Source organism: bacterium, assembly GCA_028821235.1.
In the GTDB taxonomy this organism is placed as follows: Bacteria; Actinomycetota; Acidimicrobiia; order Spongiisociales; family Spongiisociaceae; genus Spongiisocius.
In genome coordinates, this window is record JAPPGV010000089.1 from 126,827 (window position 1) to 149,157 (window position 22,331).

21 protein-coding genes and 1 pseudogene are annotated in these 22,331 nt (G+C 67.5%); 15 read left to right on the forward strand and 7 right to left on the reverse strand.

Going from position 1 to position 22,331, the window contains the following annotated elements; translation table 11 throughout:
* The first annotated feature begins 10 nt into the window (after positions 1–10).
* The 3 genes and pseudogenes from OXK16_10585 to OXK16_10595 all read left to right on the forward strand — a co-directional run bounded on the left by OXK16_10585 (position 11) and on the right by OXK16_10595 (position 1,368).
* The gene (locus OXK16_10585; GenBank protein ID MDE0376396.1) at positions 11–754 is read left to right on the forward strand and encodes an SDR family NAD(P)-dependent oxidoreductase; all 744 of its coding nucleotides are present in this window, start codon (positions 11–13) and stop codon (positions 752–754) included.
* Between the two features lie 219 nt (positions 755–973).
* Positions 974–1,183 carry a type II toxin-antitoxin system HicA family toxin gene (locus tag OXK16_10590; protein ID MDE0376397.1) on the forward strand — a complete coding sequence of 70 codons (210 nt, stop codon included), beginning with the start codon at positions 974–976 and terminating at the stop codon, positions 1,181–1,183.
* A gap of 2 nt (positions 1,184–1,185) precedes the next feature.
* Positions 1,186–1,368: pseudogene (locus OXK16_10595) on the forward strand (type II toxin-antitoxin system HicB family antitoxin).
* Positions 1,369–1,675: 307 nt separating this feature from the next.
* Here the strand turns inward: OXK16_10595 and OXK16_10600 are convergent.
* Positions 1,676–2,953 (reverse strand): putative sulfate exporter family transporter, encoded by a 1,278-nt coding sequence (locus OXK16_10600; protein MDE0376398.1) that lies wholly within the window; start codon positions 2,951–2,953, stop codon positions 1,676–1,678.
* Positions 2,954–3,189: 236 nt separating this feature from the next.
* On the opposite strand from OXK16_10600, the gene OXK16_10605 reads away from it, so the two are divergent.
* Both OXK16_10605 and OXK16_10610 read left to right on the forward strand, forming a co-directional pair.
* The gene (locus OXK16_10605; GenBank protein ID MDE0376399.1) at positions 3,190–4,113 is read left to right on the forward strand and encodes a DMT family transporter; all 924 of its coding nucleotides are present in this window, start codon (positions 3,190–3,192) and stop codon (positions 4,111–4,113) included.
* 30 nt (positions 4,114–4,143) lie between these two features.
* Complete coding sequence (locus OXK16_10610; protein ID MDE0376400.1) at positions 4,144–5,070, forward strand: DMT family transporter; 927 nt, start codon at positions 4,144–4,146, stop codon at positions 5,068–5,070.
* An 11-nt stretch (positions 5,071–5,081) separates the two neighbouring features.
* On the opposite strand, the gene OXK16_10615 is transcribed toward OXK16_10610, so the two are convergent.
* From OXK16_10615 to OXK16_10630, 4 genes are all read right to left on the reverse strand, one after another.
* Positions 5,082–5,732: a nitroreductase family protein gene (locus tag OXK16_10615; protein MDE0376401.1), complete on the reverse strand. Its 651-nt coding sequence runs from the start codon at positions 5,730–5,732 to the stop codon at positions 5,082–5,084.
* Between the two features lie 119 nt (positions 5,733–5,851).
* Complete coding sequence (locus tag OXK16_10620) at positions 5,852–6,799, reverse strand: alpha/beta hydrolase (GenBank protein MDE0376402.1); 948 nt, start codon at positions 6,797–6,799, stop codon at positions 5,852–5,854.
* Between the two features lie 118 nt (positions 6,800–6,917).
* Positions 6,918–7,556, reverse strand: coding sequence for a response regulator transcription factor (locus tag OXK16_10625; protein ID MDE0376403.1), 639 nt, complete (start codon positions 7,554–7,556; stop codon positions 6,918–6,920).
* Positions 7,553–8,701, reverse strand: coding sequence for a PspC domain-containing protein (locus OXK16_10630; GenBank protein ID MDE0376404.1), 1,149 nt, complete (start codon positions 8,699–8,701; stop codon positions 7,553–7,555). The genes OXK16_10625 and OXK16_10630 overlap by 4 nt, the downstream gene beginning before the upstream one ends.
* Before the next feature lie 169 nt (positions 8,702–8,870).
* Between OXK16_10630 and OXK16_10635 the strand changes: the two genes are divergently transcribed.
* A complete protein-coding gene (locus OXK16_10635; protein ID MDE0376405.1) occupies positions 8,871–10,091 on the forward strand; it encodes a PspC domain-containing protein in 1,221 nt (406 codons plus the stop codon).
* A complete protein-coding gene (locus tag OXK16_10640; GenBank protein MDE0376406.1) occupies positions 10,088–10,375 on the forward strand; it encodes a hypothetical protein in 288 nt (95 codons plus the stop codon). Before OXK16_10635 ends, OXK16_10640 begins: the two co-directional genes overlap by 4 nt.
* 37 nt (positions 10,376–10,412) lie before the next feature.
* Here OXK16_10640 and OXK16_10645 read toward each other — a convergent pair whose 3' ends face one another.
* Both OXK16_10645 and OXK16_10650 read right to left on the reverse strand, forming a co-directional pair.
* Positions 10,413–11,432, reverse strand: a complete 1,020-nt coding sequence (locus tag OXK16_10645; GenBank protein ID MDE0376407.1) for a hypothetical protein — start codon at positions 11,430–11,432, stop codon at positions 10,413–10,415.
* A gap of 137 nt (positions 11,433–11,569) precedes the next feature.
* On the reverse strand, positions 11,570–13,213 hold the full coding sequence (locus tag OXK16_10650; protein ID MDE0376408.1) for an AMP-binding protein: 1,644 nt from the start codon (positions 13,211–13,213) through the stop codon (positions 11,570–11,572).
* A 126-nt stretch (positions 13,214–13,339) separates the two neighbouring features.
* On the opposite strand from OXK16_10650, the gene OXK16_10655 reads away from it, so the two are divergent.
* From OXK16_10655 to OXK16_10690, 8 genes are all read left to right on the forward strand, one after another.
* Positions 13,340–14,257, forward strand: a complete 918-nt coding sequence (locus OXK16_10655; GenBank protein ID MDE0376409.1) for a DMT family transporter — start codon at positions 13,340–13,342, stop codon at positions 14,255–14,257.
* A gap of 87 nt (positions 14,258–14,344) precedes the next feature.
* Positions 14,345–15,364, forward strand: coding sequence for an alcohol dehydrogenase catalytic domain-containing protein (locus OXK16_10660; protein ID MDE0376410.1), 1,020 nt, complete (start codon positions 14,345–14,347; stop codon positions 15,362–15,364).
* Positions 15,364–16,665, forward strand: a complete 1,302-nt coding sequence (locus OXK16_10665; GenBank protein ID MDE0376411.1) for an FGGY-family carbohydrate kinase — start codon at positions 15,364–15,366, stop codon at positions 16,663–16,665. Before OXK16_10660 ends, OXK16_10665 begins: the two co-directional genes overlap by 1 nt.
* 3 nt (positions 16,666–16,668) lie before the next feature.
* A complete protein-coding gene (locus tag OXK16_10670) occupies positions 16,669–17,454 on the forward strand; it encodes a hypothetical protein (protein ID MDE0376412.1) in 786 nt (261 codons plus the stop codon).
* A complete protein-coding gene (locus tag OXK16_10675) occupies positions 17,451–18,530 on the forward strand; it encodes a hypothetical protein (GenBank protein MDE0376413.1) in 1,080 nt (359 codons plus the stop codon). The genes OXK16_10670 and OXK16_10675 overlap by 4 nt, the downstream gene beginning before the upstream one ends.
* 95 nt (positions 18,531–18,625) lie before the next feature.
* The gene (locus OXK16_10680) at positions 18,626–20,236 is read left to right on the forward strand and encodes an ABC transporter ATP-binding protein (GenBank protein ID MDE0376414.1); all 1,611 of its coding nucleotides are present in this window, start codon (positions 18,626–18,628) and stop codon (positions 20,234–20,236) included.
* Positions 20,233–21,363: an ABC transporter permease gene (locus tag OXK16_10685; protein ID MDE0376415.1), complete on the forward strand. Its 1,131-nt coding sequence runs from the start codon at positions 20,233–20,235 to the stop codon at positions 21,361–21,363. The genes OXK16_10680 and OXK16_10685 overlap by 4 nt, the downstream gene beginning before the upstream one ends.
* Entirely contained in the window at positions 21,360–22,295 is a 936-nt protein-coding gene (locus OXK16_10690; protein ID MDE0376416.1) for an ABC transporter permease, read from the forward strand. Before OXK16_10685 ends, OXK16_10690 begins: the two co-directional genes overlap by 4 nt.
* Positions 22,296–22,331 lie beyond the last annotated feature (36 nt).

Below are 22,331 nucleotides of genomic sequence, written 5' to 3' on the forward strand. Positions count from 1 at the left end.
TGACTCACCGGTGAGCCGGGTGGCCATCGTCTCCGGGGGAGGCCGCGGGATCGGGGCCGCCGTCTGCCGCAAGCTCGCCGACCGGTTCCGGGCCATCGGAGTGATCGACCGTGACCGGGATCCGGCGGAGCAGGTCGCAGCAGAACTGCGGGCCGCGGGGAGGGTCGCGGAGGTACGTGTCGTCGATGTCACCAACGTCGACGCGGTCGGGCAGGCGGTGGACAGCCTGGTGGCCGAGATGGGAGGCCTGGACACGGTGGTGGCGGCGGCCGGGAACCAGGTCGGCGCAGAGTTGGCGGATATGTCCGTGGCGGTCTGGTCCTCCGTCCTGGATGTCCACCTGACCGGCTCCTTCGCGCTGGTCAGAGCCTCGCTGCCCGCCTTGCGACAGTCGTCCAGCCCGAGCGTGGTGCTGGTCTCCTCGGTCGCCGCCCGCGGCATAGTCGGGCATGCCAACTACGGAGCGGCCAAGGCGGGCATCATGGGTCTCACCCGTTCCCTTGCCAGGGAGCTAGGGCCGGAGGGCATCCGGGTCAACGCAGTGGCGCCCGGCTTCATTGACACCCGCATGACCCGGGACGGCGCCGGCCACCGGGGCCTGAGCTGGGAGGAGTTCGCAGGGCCGGCGGCGGCCGCCACGGCCCTGGGACGGATCGGCCAACCGGAGGAGGTGGCCTCGGTCGTCGACTTCCTGGCGAGCCCGGACAGCAGCTACGTGACCGGCCAGATCGTCTACGTGACGGGCGGTATTTGACCCGGGCCGATCCTCGTGCGTGGGCCAGCCCGGTGCCGATCTCCTGGGACGGAAGGGGCTGGAATGCCTGGTACAGGCCCGTTATACCTGTCAATGAGCACGAGGCTCGGAGGTGCTCGGCGTATTAGGCGGTGCCGAAGCCTCGGCTCATTTGTATAAAGCGGAACGGCACGGGACCAACGGGCACCCAGATGAGCGAGTCCTTGACTGAAGTCGGACATGCCTCGACGGGTTAGGGTCCGTCAAGCCCTTCGGATTGTTGAGGGGGATGGCTGGGAACTGGCGCGGACACGTGGCAGCCACCGACAGTACCGGCATCCCGTGAAACCAGGAACCGTCACCATTCCTGGCCATATGAACGATCAATTACATCCGAAGACATGGAAGAGTATTCTCAAGCAAGCAGGACTTGATCAGGAGCCCTTATGAAGTTGCGGTATGCGGTGGTGTACGAGGCCGGCACGCACAACCTCTCGGCATACGCCCCTGACCTACCAGGATGTGTTGCTACCGGCGGGAGTCTTGACAAGATCAGACAGAACATGCGCGAAGCGATGACCCTTCACTTGGATCTCATCCGGGAGCACGGCGAGCCTTTTCCCCAACCGATGACGTCAGTAGGTGAGGCCATCGAGGATTATCGTCGCTATCACGAAGAGTCCGATGAACAGTCGGAGAACAGCATTCTCGAGTCGCCCGCGATCGCGGAGTTCATCGAAGTCGATACATCTCGGGGTGCCCTGGCGCGTGACTTTGGCCACATCTCCGGCGATGTACGACAGATCGCCTAGTACTCGAACTACGGCGTAGGGAATCGCACGACGTCTCCACGAAGGCACGGAAGTGACGGAACTCCGCCATACCGTTCATGCTGGCGGAACCCGGGCGAGAGGCAATCAGCTCCTCGACTGTGAGTGAAGGTCAGAGGTCGGGAACGGCGAAGACCGCTCCGCCGAAGAGGATGGTGGCCACTAGCAACGTCCAGACGATGTTGGCGCCCTGTCCGAGCAGGAAGGCGGCGGCCGGGCGGCCCTGGTCCATCGACACCAGGTCGCGGAAGCGGGTCTCCAGACCGATGCAGGTGAAGGCCAGCGCGAACCACCAGGTGCGTATCTCTTTCATCAGCGCACCGGTCGAGTCGACCAGGTCGGCGCCGAGGACGAACGAGAACAGCAGCGACGCGGCGATGAACCCGAGCACGAACTTGGGGAACCGGTCCCAGATAACCCGCGCCGTCGGTCTCGTGTCGCTCTCCTCACTGCCCCGGAATGCCCACCAGAGCGAGATCGCGAAGGCTGCCACGCCGAGCAGGGCGTTCTGGGAGAACTTGACGATCACGGCCGCGTTGAGAGCGGAGTCCCCCAGAATCTCACCCGCCGCGACAACCGCTCCCGAAGTGTCGATGGTCCCGCCCAGCCAGGCCCCGCCCACGATGGCTGGGATACCCAGAAGCTCCACGACCCACGGCATGACAACCGTCATCGGCACCGCCACGATGAGCACCAGCGAGGTGACGTAGGAGAGTTTCTTCCGGTCTCCGGCGATGGCGCCGCACGTGGCGATGGCCGCGGACACCCCGCAGATCGAGACCGCCGACGCCAGCATGGTCCCGAACTCGTCGTCCACCCGCAGCCGCCTCGCTATTCGGTAACAGAGGTACCACACCACCACGACCACGAGCAGGGCCTGGGCCACGCCGAGCAGGCCGGCCTGGAGGATCTCACCGAAGACGATGCCGGTGCCCAGGATCACCAGTCCCGTCTTGATGTAGTACTCGGTGCGGATCGCCTCCCGCATCCAGGTAGGAACGGATCCCAGGTTGGAGATGACCAGCCCGGCGGCCAGAGCCACGATCACGTAGCTGATCCCCCATTCCCTCAGGGCACCGTTCCCGGCGACGAGGCGGACGGCCCAGGCAACGGCGAACACGGCCGGGAAGCCGATCAGATACTCCCGCGTGCTCCCTCCCATCAGGCGGATCCCCGCAGCCGATACCGCTAGCAGCAGGAGTCCGGTCAGCACGGTGGCGGCCACGGCGCCCCACGAGAAGGCATCCACGAGCTGTCCGGCGGACCACGAGAAGTCCGGGATGGCCGGCCTGATCCCCACCAGGACCAGGAGTATGAGGGCGCAGCCCTGCCAGACCGAGACCCAGTCCTCGGTAGCGAACCTGCCGGAGCCGTCCCGGGAGTCGGTCATGGGGCCCTTCTCCTCGACTGAGCGCAAACGGAAGCTAGTGGTCTGTCTGCGAAACAACCGGGTGCTCTGGCGGCCATCGGCGTCCCGTCGCTGCGTTCCGCTTCCTCAACGTACCCTGCGGGTACGCCTTCGTCAGCGGGCCTTGCGAGGAACACCGCTGCCGACGCCATACCACACCGCCATTACACAGACAGACCACTAGCCGCGCCGGAAGGCAAGGCTACCCTCGCTCTTCGATGCCCTCCTCTCCCGGCCGATCGGGCCGGTCTCCCATCTTCTCCACGGCCCGGGGATCGCAGCCCGGCGCCTTCGGACCGGTCGAGTGGGCACTGCTCACCGGCGTGGCCCTTATCTGGGGTTCGTCATACTTGCTCATCGACATCGGGCTCGACGCCCTCGAACCGGCAGTGGTCACGTGGGTGAGGGTCACGCTCGGCTTCCTGGTGATGACCGCCTTCCCGGCCGCGCGCCGCCCCGTGGACCGGGCGGATTGGCCGCGGATCACGGCGCTCGCGCTGGTGTGGACCAGCTTCCCGTTCCTGCTCAGCCCCATCTCGCAGCAACACATCGACTCGGCCCTGGCGGGAATGATCAACTCCCTCATACCGATCTTCGCTGCATTGATCGCCATGGTGTTCCTGCGTACCCTGCCCGGCATCCGCCAGGTGTCGGGACTCCTCCTCGGGCTGGTGGGAGCGATCAGCCTCGCTCTTCCCGCCGCGTCGGAATCGCCGGCGGCGGCCTGGGGGGTCTTCCTGGCCGTGGTGGCCGCAGCCTTCTACGGGCTGGGACTCACCCAGGCGGTGCCCCTGCAGCAGCGGTACGGGGCTGCGGCGGTGATGTCGCGGGCCATGGGGATATCGTCGATCGTCATCGCGCCCTTCGCCCTCACCGGCCTGGGGGAGTCCACCTGGCAGGCCGGACCTGTGGTGGCGGTCACGATGCTCGGGCTCGTGAACACGGGGGTGGGCTTCCTGTTGATGGTGCTGTTCGCGGGGCGGGTGGGCCCGACTCGAGGGGGAGTGGCGATCTACTTCCTGCCGATCGTCGCCATCCTGCTCGGAACGGTCTTCCGCTCCGAGACCGTGCTCCCGATCCAGTGGATCGGAACGGCGGTGGTGCTGTTCGGCGCCTGGCTCACCAGCCGCGGCGAGTCCTGACAGGGATCGCCCGGTACCCTCGTCCCTCCCATGCCGTCCCCGCCTTCCCGTAGTCCCGCTCGTAGACCCGTACTGTCCACCAGCGAGGGATCCCAACTCGGACCGTTCGGTCTCGTCGAATGGGCCCTGCTCACCGGGGTGGCCCTCATATGGGGTTCCTCGTACCTGCTCATCGAGATCGGCCTGGAGTCGCTGGCGCCCACGGCTATCAGTTGGGTGAGGGTCACGCTGGGCTTCCTGGTGCTGGTGGCCGTTCCCGTGGCCCGGCAGAGGATCGACCGGCGGGACTATCCGCGCGTGGTGCTGCTGGGGTTCACCTGGGTCGCCGTGCCCTTCCTCCTGTTCCCGATCGCCCAACAGCACATCGACTCGGCCCTGGCGGGCATGCTGAACGCCCTGGTGCCCATCTTCAGCACCTGTACCGCCATCGTGCTGATGCGGTCCCTGCCCCGGCGCCGCATTGCGGTCGGCATCATCCTCGGCTTCGCCGGGGCGATCGTCATCAGCGTCCCCGCTATCCGCGATTCGACCGTAGGCGCATGGGGGGTGTCACTGGTGGTCCTCGCCACCTTCCTGTACGGCATATCCATCAACCTGGCGGTACCGCTCCAGCAGCGCTACGGGGCTCCGGCCGTGATGATGAGGGCGATCGGGGTAGGGGCGGTCGCCACCGCGCCCTTCGGCGTAGCCGGCCTGGCCGGCTCGCACTGGAGGATGGGGCCGGTGATCGCGGTGATCGTGCTGGGGGTGCTCAACACCGGTGCGGCGTACGTGATCATGGCCTCCTTCGTGGGGCGGGTGGGTCCTACCCGTGGGGGTGTGGCGATCTACTTCCTGCCGATCGTCGCCATAGTGCTGGGAGTGGCGTTCCGTTCGGAGGTAGTGCTCCCGGTCCAATGGGCCGGTACGGGCGTGGTGCTGTTCGGTGCCTGGCTAGCCAGCCGCCGCGAGGCCTGAACGGTGGCCGCTTAGACGTCCCGTCCTTGCCAGCCGTCCCAGTGCGTGAACTCCGCGGCCGGGATCCTGGTGACGGGCTTGAAGTCGTCGGCGGGATACCCGAGCGGGATCAGGGCGATGATCTGGGTCTCCTCCGGCATCCCGAGCGCGATCTTGGCGTCCTCCTCGAGGATGTTGAGGGCCGTGGTGAGGCAGGTACCGAGGCCGAGGTCACGGGCCGCCAGCATCAGGTTCTGGACGCAGGGCATGATGGATGTGTAGACCGCCTCGGTGCGGATGGCCTTGAGGACCCCGTATCGGGGCAGGTTGTGCTTGTCGAGGTTCATGGCCACGACGATGAGCACCGGACTCTTCTCGAGGTGGTCGCGCAGGTAGACCGACTTCCTGATCATGGTCTTCTCGAAGGTGCGCTCGTCGACCTCCGTACGACCTTGGCGGAGAGGGTGGTCCAGCAGGAACTGCAGGCCCTCCCGGTAGAGGTCGGCGAGTCGCTTCTTGAGTTCCGCGTCCTTGACCACGATGAACTCCCATGGCTGAGCGTTGTGGCCGTTGGGTGCCCAGGTGGCCGCGGTCAGGATGGTGCGGATGTCGTGGTCGGACACCGGGTCCGGCTTGAAACGCTTGACGCTGCGCTGCGTCCGCATCGCCTCTAATACGTCCACGTCTTCCTCCTCTCGGTCGCTCTACGCCCCCAGCACCCGCAACCTTAGGTTGAGAGCGAGGTCCAGCGCGCCAGGAGCCTTGGGTTGGGAGGTGGCCGGGTGAAGATCCGTAGAGACGGCTACCGAGCCTCATCGAGAACCGCGGTGAGGTATTCGTGCATCCTGTCCCGGGCGGCATTCCCGTAGGCGTTGTCGTACAGGTCGAAGGCGTGCAGGCCGCCGGGCCAGAGGTCGAGCCGGGCGGGGTTGCCGGCGGCCTTCCAGCGGGCGGCCATGAACAGCGAGTCGTCCAGCAGCGGGTCGAGGGTGCCCACGGTGAACAGCGCCGGCGGCATTCCACCGAGATCGGCCCAGATGGGGGAGATGTCGGGGTCCTCGAGGTCCCGGTCTCCGGTGAACAACTCCACGAACCAGTCGATGGAGGACGTGTTCAGGATCAGTGGCTGGTCGCCGAAGGCTCTCATCGACGGTGTCCCGCGCAGGTCGAAGGCCCCGTAGGTGAGCAGCGCCGCCCGGAAGGGGGTCAGGCCGTAGCGGTCCCGCAGCCGCAGGCAGGTGACGGCGGTGAGGTGCCCGCCCGCCGACTCCCCGCCGATCGCGACCAGCTCGTGCCCGAATGCGTCGACAGCATTCCGGTGGAGCCAGAGGGCCGCGGCCTCGCAGTCGTCGGGACCGGCCGGGTGGGGATGCTCGGGCGCCAGGCGGTAGGAGGTGGACACCGAGATCAGACCGGTTGCGTCCGCGAGAGCCGTCATCTGAGGGTCGTGATGGTGGGGTCCGCCCCACACCCATCCTCCCCCGTGGATGTGCAGGAATACCCCCCGGGCCGCCCTTCCCTCCGGGTGGATGACCCGCAGCCGGATGGGCCCGCCGGGCCCGTCGATGGTGCGGACCGAGGCTCGCGGCGAGAGACGGGGAGGACCGATCAATGACCTGCCCTCCTCCCTGGCCTGGCGGCCCGCCGCGGCGCCCACTTCCCACACAGGTGGCGCGTGCCGCGTCTGGTCGGCCACCCATTCGTTGAAGGCCAGTACCTCGGCGGGTGCTTCTGAAGGTATATCGGTCATCGGCCAAAGGCTCCCGGTACGCGGTCACATCCAGGGATTCAAGACCGCAACGTTACCGCGATGGGCGGGGGTGCGGCACCCACCACGACGGGCCTTTGGTATGGGACCTGGCCCAGGGCTAGACGATCCTCCTCCGGCTCGCCCAGTTGGCGAGCTCGTAGCGGTTGCTTAGCTGGAGTTTCCTGAGCACCGCCGAAACGTGGGACTCGACCGTCTTGTGGCTGATGTACAGCCGGTGCGCCACCTGCTTGTAGGAGAAGCCGCGGGCGATCAGGCGCAGTACCTCCTGCTCACGGGTGGTCAGCTGATCCAGTTCGGGATCCTCCGGAACGGGGATGGTGGCGGCGAAGGTGTCCAGCACGAATCCGGCCAGCATGGGGGAGAAGACCGCATCGCCCGCATGGACCCGCCTGATCGCGTCGACCAGAGCCTCCGGGCGGATCGACTTGGTGACGTATCCACGGGCCCCGGCCCTGATCATGGCGATGACGTCCTCGGCCGCGTCCGACACGGACAGGGCGAGGAACTTCACCTGCGGATGGGTCTGGAGCACGTTCTCCAGGATCGCGAGGCCTCCGCCTCCCGGCATGTGGACATCCACCAGCGCCACGTCGGGAGGATCGAGCCGCAGGGCGTCGATGGCATCGTCCACATCGCCGGCGGAGCCGATGAGTTCTATGTCGTGCGGATCGGACAGTTCCGTCCTGACCCCGGAGAGGAACAGCCGGTGGTCATCCACCAGAAAGACGCGGATCATCGGGGCTCTCCTCCCAGATACAGATGGACTTCGGTACCTTCCCCCGGCGTCGACGAGATGGTGGCGGTGCCGCCCTTGCCCTCCATCCGGCCGACAATGGACGCGGCGATTCCGTGCCGGTCTCCGGCCACCGCGGTGGGGTCGAACCCGACGCCGTGGTCGGAGATCCAGACGTCCGTTGCGTCCCTACCCACCTCGGAGTAGACGGAGATTCGATCGGTGCCCGAGTGCCGGGCGGCGTTGTTCAGCGACTCGCCCGTGGCCGCGATGATCGCCCTGACGTCGTCATCGAGGGGGCGGTCCCCCACCGTGACCAGCTGGACCCGGACGTCGAAGGTGTGTTCGACCCGGTCGGCCTCCTCCTGCAGTGCGGCGGAGAGCAGCTCCGGATCGTCCGCAGGCCTCGTGTCGTAGAGCCATCGTCGTAGCTCCCTTTCCTGGACCCGGGCCAGCGTCACCATCCTTCGCGAGTCGTCGGTCCGCTGGATGAGGGCCAGCGTCTGGAGTACCGAGTCGTGGAGGTGGGCGGCCATGTCGGCCCGTTCCTCCTGGCGGATACGCTTCCGGCGTTCGGCCCCCAGATCTGCTCCTAGTTTCCATACCCACGGTCCGAAGAGCACGACCATGCCGACTCCGGTGATCAGCACCGCCAGCAGTACGGTTCCGACGGCAGGAGCCGCCACGTTGGCGAGGATCGACACCCCGGCAAGCGCCAGCACGATCCCGATCACCGTGCGCGCCCGGAACCTTCCGCTCTGCGGATCGAACAGTCCCAGGATGGCCGAGCGGGGATCGATGTCACCCCTGTCCATCAGGAAGGCGATGCCGAAGCTCAGTGCCAGTCCGGGCCAGACCCAACCGTCTCCGCTCCAGATCCCCAGGCTGCGGAGCAGCAGCAGCGAGCCGATGAACATCAGGACGTAAGCCGCCCGCCGCTCCCCGTCCGCCTCCGGAGCAGGATCCTGGCGGGCGGTCTTGTCCAGGGTCAGCGCCCACAGCACCAGGTAGAGGAGTATTCCCAGTCCCCATACGAGCGCGAGAACCAGGAAGGCGGCGCGGACATAGAGATCGGGGATGCCTAGTTGGTCGGCGATCCCTCCGGCCACGCCGGCCACCAGGCGGTTCCGTTCCCGCCGTGCCGGCATTGCCGTGGCCTCTCGTGCGGTATGGCTTCGCATGAGGCTTATGTTGGCATCGTCCGGTTGCCGTTCGGGCCCGGAACCGGAGATATACCCCCGGCCGGCGGCCGGTCTGGGGGATGTTTCAGGGTGATACCCCACAGACTCAGGGTCCGGAATGATGGATGATATGGGTATGACGAACAGCAGCCACCCATCGCTCCGCAGACCCGGCGAGGGTCGCTGGATTGCAGGGGTGGCGCTCGGAATCGCCCACCGCCTCGGCATCGAGGCTTGGATCGTCCGGGTGGCCTTCATCGTCCTCGTGACCGTCGGTGGCGTCGGCATCTTCCTCTACGCGGCAGGCTGGATCCTGATCCCGGATGAAGGCGAGACCGAGTCGATCGTCCGGGGATGGTCCGGCCGACCCTCGGCGCGCCGGTGGGTGGGCGTCATCCTCATCGGGCTCGCGGCGATCGTGCTGCTCGCCGAGACCAGGTGGGTGAGGGGCGAGCTTGTGTTTGCCCTCGTCCTCCTGGGGATCGGAGTATTGCTGTACCGCGGCGACCTGAGCGCGCCGGAACAGCAGAGCCCGGATTCCGCAAGTGTCCCGCAGGCGGCGCCTGCCGACCAGGTCGAAGAGCCTGGGGCCGGCCCTCCCTCCTCCTTGCCCGCCGGTCCCGTGCCGGCGCCGCCGCGGGATAAGTCCCACCTCGGTCGCGTGACGGTCGGAGCCGCCTTGATCTCGCTGGGATTACTCGGGTTCCTCGACGGCGTGGTACCCGGGTTCAATCCGGCTTTCCGCCACTACATGGCGTTGCTGGTAGCGGTGGTGGGTCTCGGGCTGGTGGTAGGCGCCTGGTTCGGGCGGATCGGCGGTCTGGTTGCCCTGGGCATCGTGCTCGTGCCCGTGGTGCTGGTGTCGCTCGTGTCCGACAAGGTCGAGTTCAGGACGACCGATAACGGACCGGTGGTGCTGGTGTCGTTGTCATCGGACACGGCTGAGTTCAGCACGTCCGCCGGAGACGGATACCACCGTCCGGCCGGAGTGGAGCAGATCCCCGATGCCTACCGTCTCGGTGTCGGGAGTCTGCTGGTCGACATGAGGCAGGTCGACTTCACGGGCAGGGTGGTCCGAGTCAAGGCCGAGGTCGGCATCGGTGAACTGATCGTCTACCTGCCCCAGGATGTCGCGGCCGACGTGTCCGGACGGGTAGGGATCGGGTCGATACGCACCTGGGACCATCTTGGCAGCACCTCCAGGCAAGGGATCGGAATAACGTCCGACTATGTCTGGGAGGGCGCCCACGGAATGATCATCCTCGATGCCAGCGTGGGGCTGGGTGAGATCGAGGTCCGGACGTTGCCCGGAGCGCCAAGGCCATCGACAACGGTGACCGTGGGGGACAGCCGATGAAACGCCACCCTTTCAACGTGTTCTCGCTCGGGTTCGGGGTGGTGCTGATCCTGCTCGCGGTCGGGTTGGTGGTCCCCGCCGAGCTCAGCGATGAGTTCAGCCGATTCGCCACTGTCCGGTGGCTCCTACCCCTGGCGATGGTGCTGGTGGGGGTCTCGATGCTGAGCTCTCTCTTCCGCCGCCGCGAGAGCGGGGCCGAGCCCGATCCGGTAGAGGCCGCAACCGAAACGCACGGCGAGTCTGAGATCGAAGCAGAAGCCGAGACGGAGTCCGCTTCCGGCTGAACCGGCCGGCTCCTGCCTGGCTAATCCGGTCCGGGTCTCACAACTGCTCCCGCTGCCAGCCGAGGTTGGAGAGGAGCACGATCCCGGTCCCGACCAGGAGGGCCTGGGGGTTGGCTATGGAGACATCGGCGAACAGCCACAGCCAGAGCATCTGGAAGACCGGCGAGAAGAACATGATCCTCTGGACGCTCAGGCTCGAGGTCACGTAAAGGGAGTACCGGTGGCTGAGGGCGCCGGCCGCATTGAACACTCCGGTCGCGGTCAGGAGGCCCACCATGTTCCACGTGACGTCGAAACTGTCGCCGGACGGCGGGAAGAACAGGAAGCTTCCCACCAGGGTCAGTGGTAGGGCGAGTGCCCGTCCGGCTACCGCCGCGAATGTGGCGTTCCAGACCAGGTCGTGGGGATTGCGGGTCGGCCACCCCATCATGCGTCCGATCGAAACGGTTCCCCATAGGCTTCCGACTGCGGTCGCGGTGCCCATGAACGCCACGGCTATACCCAGCCAGTTGAGGGTGCTTACCGCGGCCGTCTCCGACCAGATGACCAGCGCGGCGCCCAGGAACGAGAAGAACATGAGCGTCCAGTGCTTGCCACCGATGACGTGCGGGGACGATCGCTGCCCGCCGGAGATCTTCCTGCCCAGCCGGGCCGCCATCCAGACCATCCCGATCAGCATCAGCTGGAAGATGATGGTCACCACCAGCGGATCGATCAGCGTGGCGGCCCATACCCAGAAGGCCAGGTCGAGGGCGAAGCAGATCGCCATCCACAGGACCGGGGCTCGAAGCATGTCCTGCGCGTTCCGCACCTTGACGGGCTCCCCGCCGTCTCCCCAGTAGAACAGCAGCCGCCGGGTGTTCTCTATCCAGCGCTTGTTCTCGGCCGGGACCAGGAAGAACACCGGGATGAGCATGACGACCTGGAAGACCAGCAGCCACGATCGCCACACGAATGGGTCGTTGCTGACGTGGGTGTAGAGGTAGAACAGAGGTAACCAGGAGCCGGTCAGGACCGCGGACACAGCCCACAACATCCCCTTGGTGTTCGGGTTCACCGGTCGAACGATCCTGTTCCGTGTGCCTGGTTTCGCAGGGGTCGCCGAGGCGGATGACCCTGGAGCGGCGATCGGCGGCGAGGCCGGGCCGTACCCCGGAGGCTACCCGCCCGTGGCAGCACGGGATGACCCGTGGCTCAGGCGGACTCGATCCGGGCCGCGCCCTCCAGTCCGAGTTCGGCGATGGATGCCTCGCGCATCTCGACCTTGCGGATCTTGCCGGTAACCGTCATCGGGAAGCTGTCAACGAACTTCACGTATTGCGGGACCTTGAAGTGGGCGATCCGGCCCCGGCAGAAGTCTCTGATGTCCTGTGCGGTCGCCTCGGCGCCCTCCCGCAGTTTCACCCACGCCATGACCTGCTCGCCGTACTTGACGTCCGGTACGCCGATCACCTGCACGTCCTCGATGGCGGGATGGCCGTACAGGTACTCCTCGATCTCCCTCGGGTAGATGTTCTCGCCGCCGCGGATGATCATGTCCTTGATCCGGCCCACGATGTTCATGTAACCGTCCGGGTCCATCGTGGCGAGGTCACCGGAGTGCATCCACCCGTCGGCGTCGATGGACTCCTCGGTTCGCTGCGGGTCGTTCCAGTACCCCAACATGATCGAGTAACCGCGGGTACAGAGCTCGCCGTCCTGTCCCCGCTCCACGGTCTCGCCGGTCTCGGGGTCGATGATCTTGATCTCGACGTGGGGATGCACCCGGCCCACGGTGGACACCCGTCTCTCTATCGAGTCGGTGGTCTTCGTCTGGGTGGACGTAGGGGAGGTCTCGGTCATGCCGTAGGCGATCGTGACGTCGGTCATGTTCATGTCGGATATCACCTGCTTCATCACCTCCACCGGGCAGGGGGATCCGGCCATGATCCCGGTGCGGAGCGAGGACAGGTCGAAGGTCTCCAGGTCGGGATGGGCGAGTTCTGCGATGAACATCGTCGGGACTCCGTAGACGCTGGTGCAGTGCTCCTGCTGGATCGCGGTGAGGACCTGGTCCGGATCGAAACCGGCGCCCGGCAGCACGATGGCGGCGCCGTGGGTAGTGCATGCCAGCGTTCCGAGCACCATCCCGAAGCAGTGATAGAGGGGGACGGGGATGCAGACCCGGTCCTCTTCCGTGTAGGCGCAGGATTGGCCCACGAAGAAACCGTTGTTGAGGATGTTGGCGTGGCTGAGCGTGGCGCCCTTCGGGAACCCGGTGGTGCCCGACGTGTACTGGATGTTGATGGCGTCGTCATGATGCAGCCCGGCCTTCCGATCGGCCAGGGCGCCGTCCATACCGTCCTCCGACGGGGCCATGAGGTCGTCCCATTCGGGCGTGCCGAAGAAGATCACCCGCTCCAGGTCGGGCAACTCGTCCTCCACCTTGGCCACCATCTCCCGGTAATTCGAGGACTGATGGGTCTGCGCGGCGACCAGCACCCGGCAGCCGGACTGGGCCAGTGCGTAGCGGAGTTCGTGGGTCCGGTAGGCGGGGTTGATGTTGACGAGGATCACCCCGGCCTTCGCGGTGGCGTACTGGAGCCATACCCACTCCGCGCAGTTGGGACTCCAGATGCCGACCCGGTCGCCCGTCTCGAGACCGAGCCGGAGCAACCCCATCGCAAGCAGGTCCACCGAGTCGTTGAAGGCCCGGTAGGTCTGGCGGATCCCCTGGTGCACCGAGATGAGAGCATCCCGCTCGGGGAACCGGGCAACGGTTGATTCCAGGTTCTGGCCGACAGTCTCCTGCAACAGCGGTGTCGACCGGTCGCCGCTCGTATAGGCCGGATCGGGCATTCGGGCTCCTTGCAGTACACGAATTCGTCGCGGTTTCACTGTATCAGCCTGCACATGGCGTCCATATGCGCATGCTCGGCGATGACCGGGAGCGGCCGGAACGGACGAGGCTCTTAGGATTGCGACGTGAGCCTGCGGATCACCAACCAACGGATCTGGGTGATCCTCGGGATCATCAGCCTGTCATGGGGCACCGCCCCGATCGCCGGAAGGATCGGCCTCGCCGAGGGCATCGGCCCCTCGACCATGGCGGCCGGAGGGTCACTGGTCGCCGCCGTGGCGGTCTGGCTGATGATCGGCCTTATGCGTCGCCGGAACCTGGTGGGTCCGGCCGAGCTTCGCATCGGTCTGGTGCTGGCCCTCGTAGCCGTGCTACTGCCCCAGCAGGCCCGATACCTGGCGCTGGCCAACGCTTCGGCCGGTTTCGTCACCCTGATCAGTGCCCTGATCCCGCTGGGTACCGCTTTGATCGCCCATTTCATGCTGGCAGACGAGCGCCTCAACCCGTGGACCACGTTCGGTCTGCTGCTCGGTCTGGCGGGAACGGCTGCTCTCATCCTGATCGGTGACTCCGGAATCATCGAGGGCGGCGACCCGACGACCGCGGGCATGATGGCCCTGGCCGCCGTGGTGTTCATCTCGCTCGCGAGCGTCTATGCCAAGCGCTATGCCGGGCAGTACTCGGTGCTCGGCGTAACAGGGGTCCAGTTGGCGGTGGGAAGCCTGGCCCAGTGGGCGGTGGCATTGACGATCGAAGGGTTGCCGCTCGGCCATAGCACCACCGGCCTCCTGGCGATTCTCTACGTCGGCACTATCGGGGTGTTTCTCCCGCTCAGCCTCTACTACTTCCTGATCCGCCACGTTCCGGTGGTCTTCTCGTCCGTCATCTCCTATCTGATCCCACTGGTGGCCGTCATTGCCGGAGTTCTGGTCCTCGACGAGCAGCTCCAGCCGGGCATCCTGTTGGGCGGCGCGCTGGTTCTTTCGGGAGTGGTGGTGACCGACCTGGTCCGCATCCGGGAAGCCCGCCGGCAGGGGGCGTGACTCCGGGCCTCTCCGGTTACCATCCGGCCGGTATCCCGTCCCGGCGCTAGCCAGGCGCCCTCCATCCCGGCAACCGGAAAGGTCCCGGTGAAAGCGGCAGTCATCACAGGACCCGGCCAGGTGGAACTTCGCACCGAGCCATGCCCCACCCCCGGTCGCGATCAGGTGCTGGTCGAGCTGGCCGCCTGCGGTGTCTGCACCTTCGAGAGGAGGCTGTTCGCGGGCGATAAACGTTGGTACCCCGTCTCTCCAGGACACGAGATTTCCGGGTCGGTGGTGGAGGTGGGCTCCGCCGTGGACGGCCTGGAGGGTTCCCCGCAGGTCGGGGAGCCCGTGACGGTCGATCTATTGACCCGATGCCTCACCTGTGCACCGTGCCGGCGGGGCAGGACCGCCCTCTGCCGGTACCCCCAGGGTCGTTCCCTGTCGGACGGGACCTTCAGCTTCGGAGGGTTGGTGGAGGCCATCTCGGTCGACGCCAAGTCGACCTACCCGGTCGGGAGTGCCCCCATGCTGCATGCCGCCATGGGGGAGCCCATCGCCTGCACGGTCCATTCCCTGCGTAGGGCCGGTCACGTGGCAGGGGGGCGGGTCGCCATCATCGGCGGCGGGTTCATGGGGCGGCTCCATATGGCCCTGGCACGCATCGAGGGTGCCTCGGCGATCGGAGTGGTGGACATTTCGGAGGAGAGGCGCAGGCAAGCCGCGGACGCGGGCGCCGACTGGGTGGCCCGGCCCCGGGCAGCCCGCCAGGTCGGTGGTCTCCAGGATGTGGTGTTCGTGACCGCCATGGGGGGTCTGGACCTCGCGGTCGAGATGGTGGCGCCGGGCGGCTCGGTCGTCCTGTACAGCGCCTTCGACCCGGAGGCCACGGTCGGCATGGCGGCTGATCGGGCTCACCGCGACGAGATGTCGATCGTCGGGGTGTACAGCCAGGAGCCCGAGGATTGGATGCGGGCGGCGGCCGTCATCCGCTCTGGAGTGATCGCGGACGAGCTTGACCGTCTGGTAACGGCTCGGTTCCCGCTGTCCCAGGCGCACGAGGCCCTCACCCTCGTCACTTCCCAGCCCACCTACCGGGTGTTCGTGGAGAACGAGCCGGGCTGATGGCAGGCCAGGTTGTCGTCGGGGTGGACATCGGCACCGGCGCGGCTAGAGCGGTGGCCCTCGACCGGGCCGGAAGGGTCTTGGCCGGATCCGAGGCGCGGATCGTGCCGATGAATCTCCCCCGAGGCGAGGCGGATCCCTTCCGCTGGATGGAGGGGCTGGTTCAAGCAGTGGAGCAACTCGACGCCGGTCCGCCAGCCGCCCTCGGGATCGGCGGCCAGGGTCCCACCACCGTGATGCGATCGGCGCGCCGGGCGCTGACCTACCAGCATCCGGCCGGCGCCTCCTCCGACTTCGCCGGCCAGCATCTGGCGCAGGCGGAGGAGCTGTCGGGCCGGTTCGGAGGCGCCGGCCGACCCCGCCAGATGTGGGACTTCCTGGTGGCCGAACTCGGCGGCTCGTCCGGCACCCAGGCGGTCTGGCCGGGTCAGGATCCTCTGGAAGGGTTCGGAGACCCCATCCCGGTCGGGTCGGCCGCCGGAGTCACGGCGGGCGATTCCGGGCTGCCCGGGGGGATCGTGCTGGCTCCGGGCGCCAACGACGCCTTTCTCACCGCCTGGGCAGCCGCCATCGACCGGCCCGGCAAGGGCTTCGACCCGGGTGGCCGGACAGGTGGTCTCGGCGTGGCCGCCAGCCGGTGCGACCACCCGTCGGTCTCCGAACACGGCATCCCCGGACACGTCCCCGGTGTCTACCTGGTCGGTGGCCCGGCGGCTTCGCACGGCGCCATGCTGGACTGGTGGTCCTCGATGACCGGCCGGACGGTTCCCGAACTGCTCGAAGCGGCCGCAGCTGTCGGACCGGGATCGGGTGGGGTGACGGTCCTGCCGTTCCTCGAGGGGGAGAGGGCGCCCCGCTGGGTGTCGGGGCTACGGGCCGAGATCCACGGTCTCGGTGTGGCCTCAGACCAGGGCGTCGTCGCCCGAGCCGTCCTGGAGGCCTCCGCCTACGGCTTGGCTCACATCGCCCGTGACCTTGCCCGGCACGGCATTACCATGAACCGGATGGTGAGTTCGGGTGCCCCGTCGCGTAGCAGTCTGTGGGTTTCCATCAAGGCATCGGTGCTGGGCGTGCCGGTCGATGTCCCGAGTTGTCCCGAGATGGCGGCCTACGGAGCGGCCCTGGCTGCGGGATCCGCCGTCGGGTGGTGGCCGCGGCCGGGCGAGGGCGAGGCCGGAGACTGGCCGGCGCCGGCGTTCACCACGTTCGCGCCGGCGACCGTGACAGCCTACGAAGAGGGGCTGGACCGCTTCATCGCGCTCGGTGATGAGGCAGCCCGCCGGCTCCGGCAGGAGGTTTGAGGCATGGATTCGGTGGCCTCGGCAGTGGGCGCAGGCAAGACCAGGCGTACTCGCCGCTTCGTGGGTCGGGACGGGCGAGCGTTGCTGGTCGCCATCGACATGCAGCTGGCCACGGGGTCCGGTCCGGCGCTGGACGTGGTGGAGGCGGTGTCCGAAGGGCAACCCGACGGCATCCTGGTCACCTGGCAGATTGCCCGGCGCTACCCCGAGACCTTCGCGGAGTGCGGTCTGATTCTCCGCATGGATGGTGCGGCCACCCACCTTGATCCGAATGCGGACGGCGACGGCCTCTCGCTGATGTATCGAGCCGAGGAGGCGGCGGTGATCGGCGCGGATGCGGTCATCCTGATGGTCTACCCGGGTATGCGCGAGGAGAAGCGCTCGCTGCGCCGGCTGGCTGCTCTGGTGGGGGAGTGCGAGCGGATCGGGATGCCGGTGATTGCCGAGTCCATTCCCGGAGGGTGGCATCGGGATGTGCCTTGGGATACGGACAACATCGCCCGGAGCGCCCGGATCTGCGTGGAGATCGGTGCCGACGCCGTCAAGACCATGGCTCCTGCGCAGGTCGAGGAGCTCGGTGACGTGGTGGAAGGATGCGAGGCCCCGCTGTTCGTGCTGGGTGGTCCCAAGAGGGACAGCGAGCACGAAGTGGTCACGTACGCGGCCGGCGTGGTGACCGCGGGAGCCTCGGGCGTCTGCTTCGGGCGCAACGTCTGGGGAGCTTCCGACCCCGGGGAGATGGTCCGGCGCCTCGGCCGAGTCGTCCACGGTAACGGGCAGCGAGCATGAAGGGCTTCCGGGTCTGGCCCGTGCTCGGCTTCCTGGCGGTCTTAGCGGTTGCTTCGGCCTGTGCCGACACCGGCGACGGCCCAGGAGAGACGCCTTCGGCGGAATGGGGGGCGGCGGACTTCAACGGCGACGGATCGGTCCGCATCGCGGTGGTCACAGAGGGCTCCCGAGACGATGGGGCCTACTACCAGGCCCTGGTCGAGCGGGTCGAGGAGATATCGGCGGCTGAGGGATACGAGGCGCCGCTGATCGTGGACCAGGTCGCTCCGGCCGACGCCCGGGCCGAGTTGAACAACGTGGTGGCCCAGGGTGCGGACATCATCGCCATCGGCTCCAGCAACCTGGCGGATGGCAACGAGGACCTGTTCCTGGAGCATGAGGAGATCTTCTGGTACTGCAACTGCGGGTCCGGTTACCAGGACACTCCCGGCCTGCTGCGGAGTGCCGACAGCGGGGCCGAACTGGGCATCTCGGCCGGATACGCGACCGGTTTGCTGCTGGATGCTCGTGACGCCGACCTGGCGGTGTTCCTTGGATGCTGCGATCTCAACTTCGAGGTGGAGTCCTTCCTGGCCTTCCGGCTCGGTCTTCATCTGGTGGACGAGTCGTTCGACGCCATCTACGTGCCCACCGGCAACTTCCCCTTCGACTTCAACAACACCGCCGGAGCCACCGAGGCATACAACGCCGCGGTCGCCGAGGGCGTGGCGGCGGTCTACCCGTTCCTGGGCGGCGCCCACGAGCCGATCACCCGGCTCGCCAACGAGGACGGGCTGGTCGTCCTGACCGCCGGTTCGTCCAGAGGCTGCGAACGAGAAGACCTGGACTACGACATTGAGGTGATGTTCGATGCCGGCGACTTCCTGACGCCGATCTTCGACGAGATCATCGCCGGCACTGCCGAAGAGGGGGGAGCGCGCCGCTTCACCGTGGGGGTCGATCCCGAGGTGGGGGCCAACCTGTGCGACGGAACCCCCGACCAGGATCAGGCGCTCACCGATCTGAACGCCCGGATCGGGGCCGGCCAGTTCGAGGAGGAGATCTCCAGGATCCTCGCCGAGGCTTACGGCTTCTGAGTGCCCGCTCCGGTCCGTCTGTCGTCCAGCGAGCGTGGCCTGATTCGTCCTCCGGCCGGCCGTCTCCCTGATCGATCCCACCCTTGGCGGGCCGGATGATCGAGGACTTCAGGTTCGAGCCCCCGGTGATCGAGGTGGACGGCCTCACCAAGCACTTCGGTTCGGTGGTCGCCTGCGAGGAGGTTGACCTGGCCCTCCGGGCGGGCGAGATACACGGCATTCTCGGAGAGAACGGCGCCGGTAAGTCCACCCTCATGCGCATGATGTTCGGCTTGGTCCATCCCGACCTGGGGGTGATCAGGGTCGATGGCCAAGCCATCCGCATAGCCGATCCGTCCGAGGCCGTACGGCTCGGGATCGGCATGGTCCACCAGCACTACAGCCTGGTCGACGCGCTGACTGTGTGGGAGAACGTTGCCCTCGGCGAGGTGGGGTCCCTGGATCCCGACCGGACCAGGGCCCGTGTCCGGAGGATCTCGTGGCGGTACGGCCTGTCGGTCGATCCGGACGCGACCGTGCGCGACCTTTCGGCCGGCATCCGCCAGAGGGTCGAGATCATCAAGTGCCTGGGGCGCCGGCCGCGCACGATCATCCTTGATGAGCCGACTTCGGCGCTGACCCCTGCCGAGTCCCAGTACCTGTTCGACGTTCTCCTGACCGGCGTGCGGACCCAGGGCTGGGCGGTGGCGCTGGTCAGCCACAAGCTCGACGAGATACTGCGGGCCACCGACCGGATCACGGTGATGCGGGAGGGGAGGGTGGTGGATCGCCTGCTGACCGCCGAGGCGCGGGTTCCCTCGCTGGCCCGGGCGATGGTGGGTCGTCCCGTACCGCTCCGTACGGTCACGGCCGCTTTCGAGCGGGATCAGGTTGCCCGGGATCTGCTCGAGGCCGACCCGATGGACGGCGAAGGACCCGACCGGGCCGTCGAGACGGGCGCGCGGACGGTTCCGGTCCTGCAAGTTGAGAGAGCGTCGGTGAAGGGCGCTGACGGGCGAGTGCTGCTGGACGGCCTGTCGCTCACCGTGGGCGCGGGCGAGATAGTCGGGGTGGCGGGCGTGGAGGGAAACGGCCAGACCGCCCTCGCCGATCTGCTGGGCGGTCTACTGCGCCTCGATGACGGAACGGTCCACGTCAATGGCCGGACGGTTCCGACCGGTGTGGCCGGGGCCATGACCAGGGCCGGCATAGCGGTCGTGCCGGCCGATCGCCATCGGGCCGGATGCGTGCTGGACATGACCGTGGCCGAGAACCTGATGATCCCTTCCATGCGCAGGATGCGACGCTGGGGCTTGCTCCGCCTGGACGCCATCAGGCGCCACGCCCTCCGGCTGATCGACGAGTACGACATCCGGACGTCCGGACCCGATGCCTCGCTCGGTGACCTGTCGGGCGGGAACCAGCAGCGGACGGTGATCGCTCGTGCTCTGTCCGCCTCCCCCGAGGTCATGGTGGCCCACCAGCCCACCAGAGGCCTCGATGTCGGGGCGATCGAGTACGTGGCGGATCGGATCCGGCAGGCGGCGGATCGGGGAATCGGGGTGCTGCTCCTCTCCACCGACCTCCGCGAGATACTGTCGCTGGCCGACCGGCTGGTGGTACTCCATCGGGGGAGCATCGTGGGCGAGATGTCGCGTGAAGAGTTCGACCTGCCCCGGCTGGGCTTGCTGATGGGCGGGACGGACGAGGAGGAACAGGCGTCTTGAGCACCGATCCCGCGGCACTACCACCCGACGCTCCCGGTCTCGCAGGCCGGGACGGGGGCCTGTACGTGCTGCTGCTCTACGTGGTGAGCGTCGGGTTCGCGCTGGTGATCTCGGCCGGGCTGGTGGCGGTCTCCGGCAATGCCTGGGGCAGCGTTGCCGAGGCACTGGCGGAGGGCGCCTTCCTCGCCCCCGGACGGTGGGGCGAGACGCTGGCCGTCGCCACGCCCATCCTCCTGGTGTCCCTCGGCATGGTGGTGGGGGTCAGGGCCGGTTTCTTCAACATCGGGCAGGAGGGCCAGCTCCTGATGGGTGCGCTGGCCATGGCCCTCATCGGCACCAGGGTGGCCGGGTCGGGCCCCCTCCTTCTCGTGGGCGGGTTGGCCCTCGGGGCGGTGGCCGGGGGCCTCTACGCCGGGGTGGCGGCGCTGATGAGGTTTCGCCGGGGAGTCCCCGAGGTCATCTCCACCCTGCTCCTGGTGTTCGTGGCGTTCCAGATAGTCGGATTCGCCATCACGACCGACTGGTTCCTGCGGGACCTCGACCCGAACCGGCCTAGCCAGGCCGTGACCAGCGCCGCCCTTCCCGGCTCCGTGCGCCTGCCGGTCATGACGGTATGGGGCAACGAGGTCACGATCGGGTTCTACCTGGCCCTGCTGGGCGCCGGGCTGGCGGCGTTCGTCCTGGCCCGGACCGTATTCGGGTTCAAGCTGCGGCTGCTCGGGAGCAATCCCAAGGTCGCCCAGCAGGCGGGGGTCTCCTTCGGGCGAGCCGGTGCTACGGCGCTCTTCATCTCCGGGGCCGCGGCCGGCCTGGCAGGCGCCGTGATGCTGGCGGCCGGGGCATCGAGTGCCCGCCTGACGGCCGGATTCTCCAACGAGATCGGATGGCAGGGGCTCCTCGTGGCGCTGCTGGCGCGAAACCGTCCGTTGCTGTGCATTCCCATGGCGATCCTGTTCGCAGCTCTTCGAACCGGATCCGGGTTCCTGGCCGCCACCGGGGTGGATCGGACCGTGGTCGACGTGGTACAGGCCCTGCTCGTACTGGCCCTGCTGGTCCCTCCGGCGGTTGAGTTCATGCGGGATCGGCGCCGGGTCTCGATTGCGGCCCAGGTTGCGGAACCGGCATGAACGACATCCTCGGCGCCCTTGGCGACATTTTCTCCAGTCCCGCCATGTACGGGAGCGCCGTCAGGCTCGGAGTGTTCCTGGCGTTCGCCGCCCTCGGCGAACTGGTGGCCGAGAAGGCGGGAACCATCAACATATCGGTGGAAGGCTCCCTGCTGGCGGGCGCGTTGGGCGGGACGATGGCCTACGACCTGTCCGGTTCGACCGTCCTCGGCCTGACCGCGGGAGCGGTGGCCGGGGTGTTGGTCGCGATGGTGGCGGCCAACATGAGCCACCGGCTCACCGCCGATCAGTTCGTGGTGGGAATCACGGTCAACGTTCTCGTGCTGGGCCTGGCCGGGTTCCTGGACGCGACGGTCGGCCCCCTCGGAGGGCGGGCCGGGGTGGTCACCATCCCGCTCCTGTCGCGCATACCCGTGATCGGTCAGGCGCTGTTCAGCCAGACCTGGCCCACGTACCTGCTGTACGGGCTGATTCCGCTGACCTGGTGGCTGCTCTACCGGACTCGGTGGGGTTTGGAGGTGAGGTCCGCGGGCGAGAATCCCCAGGCCGCCGACGTCTCCGGGGTGGACGTCAACGGCCGCCGCCGCCAAGCCATCTACTACGGCGGAGTCCTTTCCGGCCTGGGAGGAGCGTTCCTGATCCTGGGTCAGGTGGGAAGCTTCGACGTCGGCGTGGTCGGCGGCCGGGGCTTCATCGCCATCGCCGCCGTCTACTTCGGTGGGTGGACGCTGCGGGGCACGCTGATAGGCGCGCTCCTGTTCGGGATGGCGGATGCCTTCCGCCTGGCCGTGCCGGTGCTGGGCTACCAGGTGAACGCCCAGCTCCTGGCGGCTCTTCCCTATCTCCTCACGCTGGTCGTCATGTACTTCATCACCAAACGGTTCGTCCAGCCGGCCGCACTCGCCAGACCATTCGTGCGCGGCCTGCGCTAGCTGATCCGTCGGCGGCCCCATCCCGTCTCGTATCCT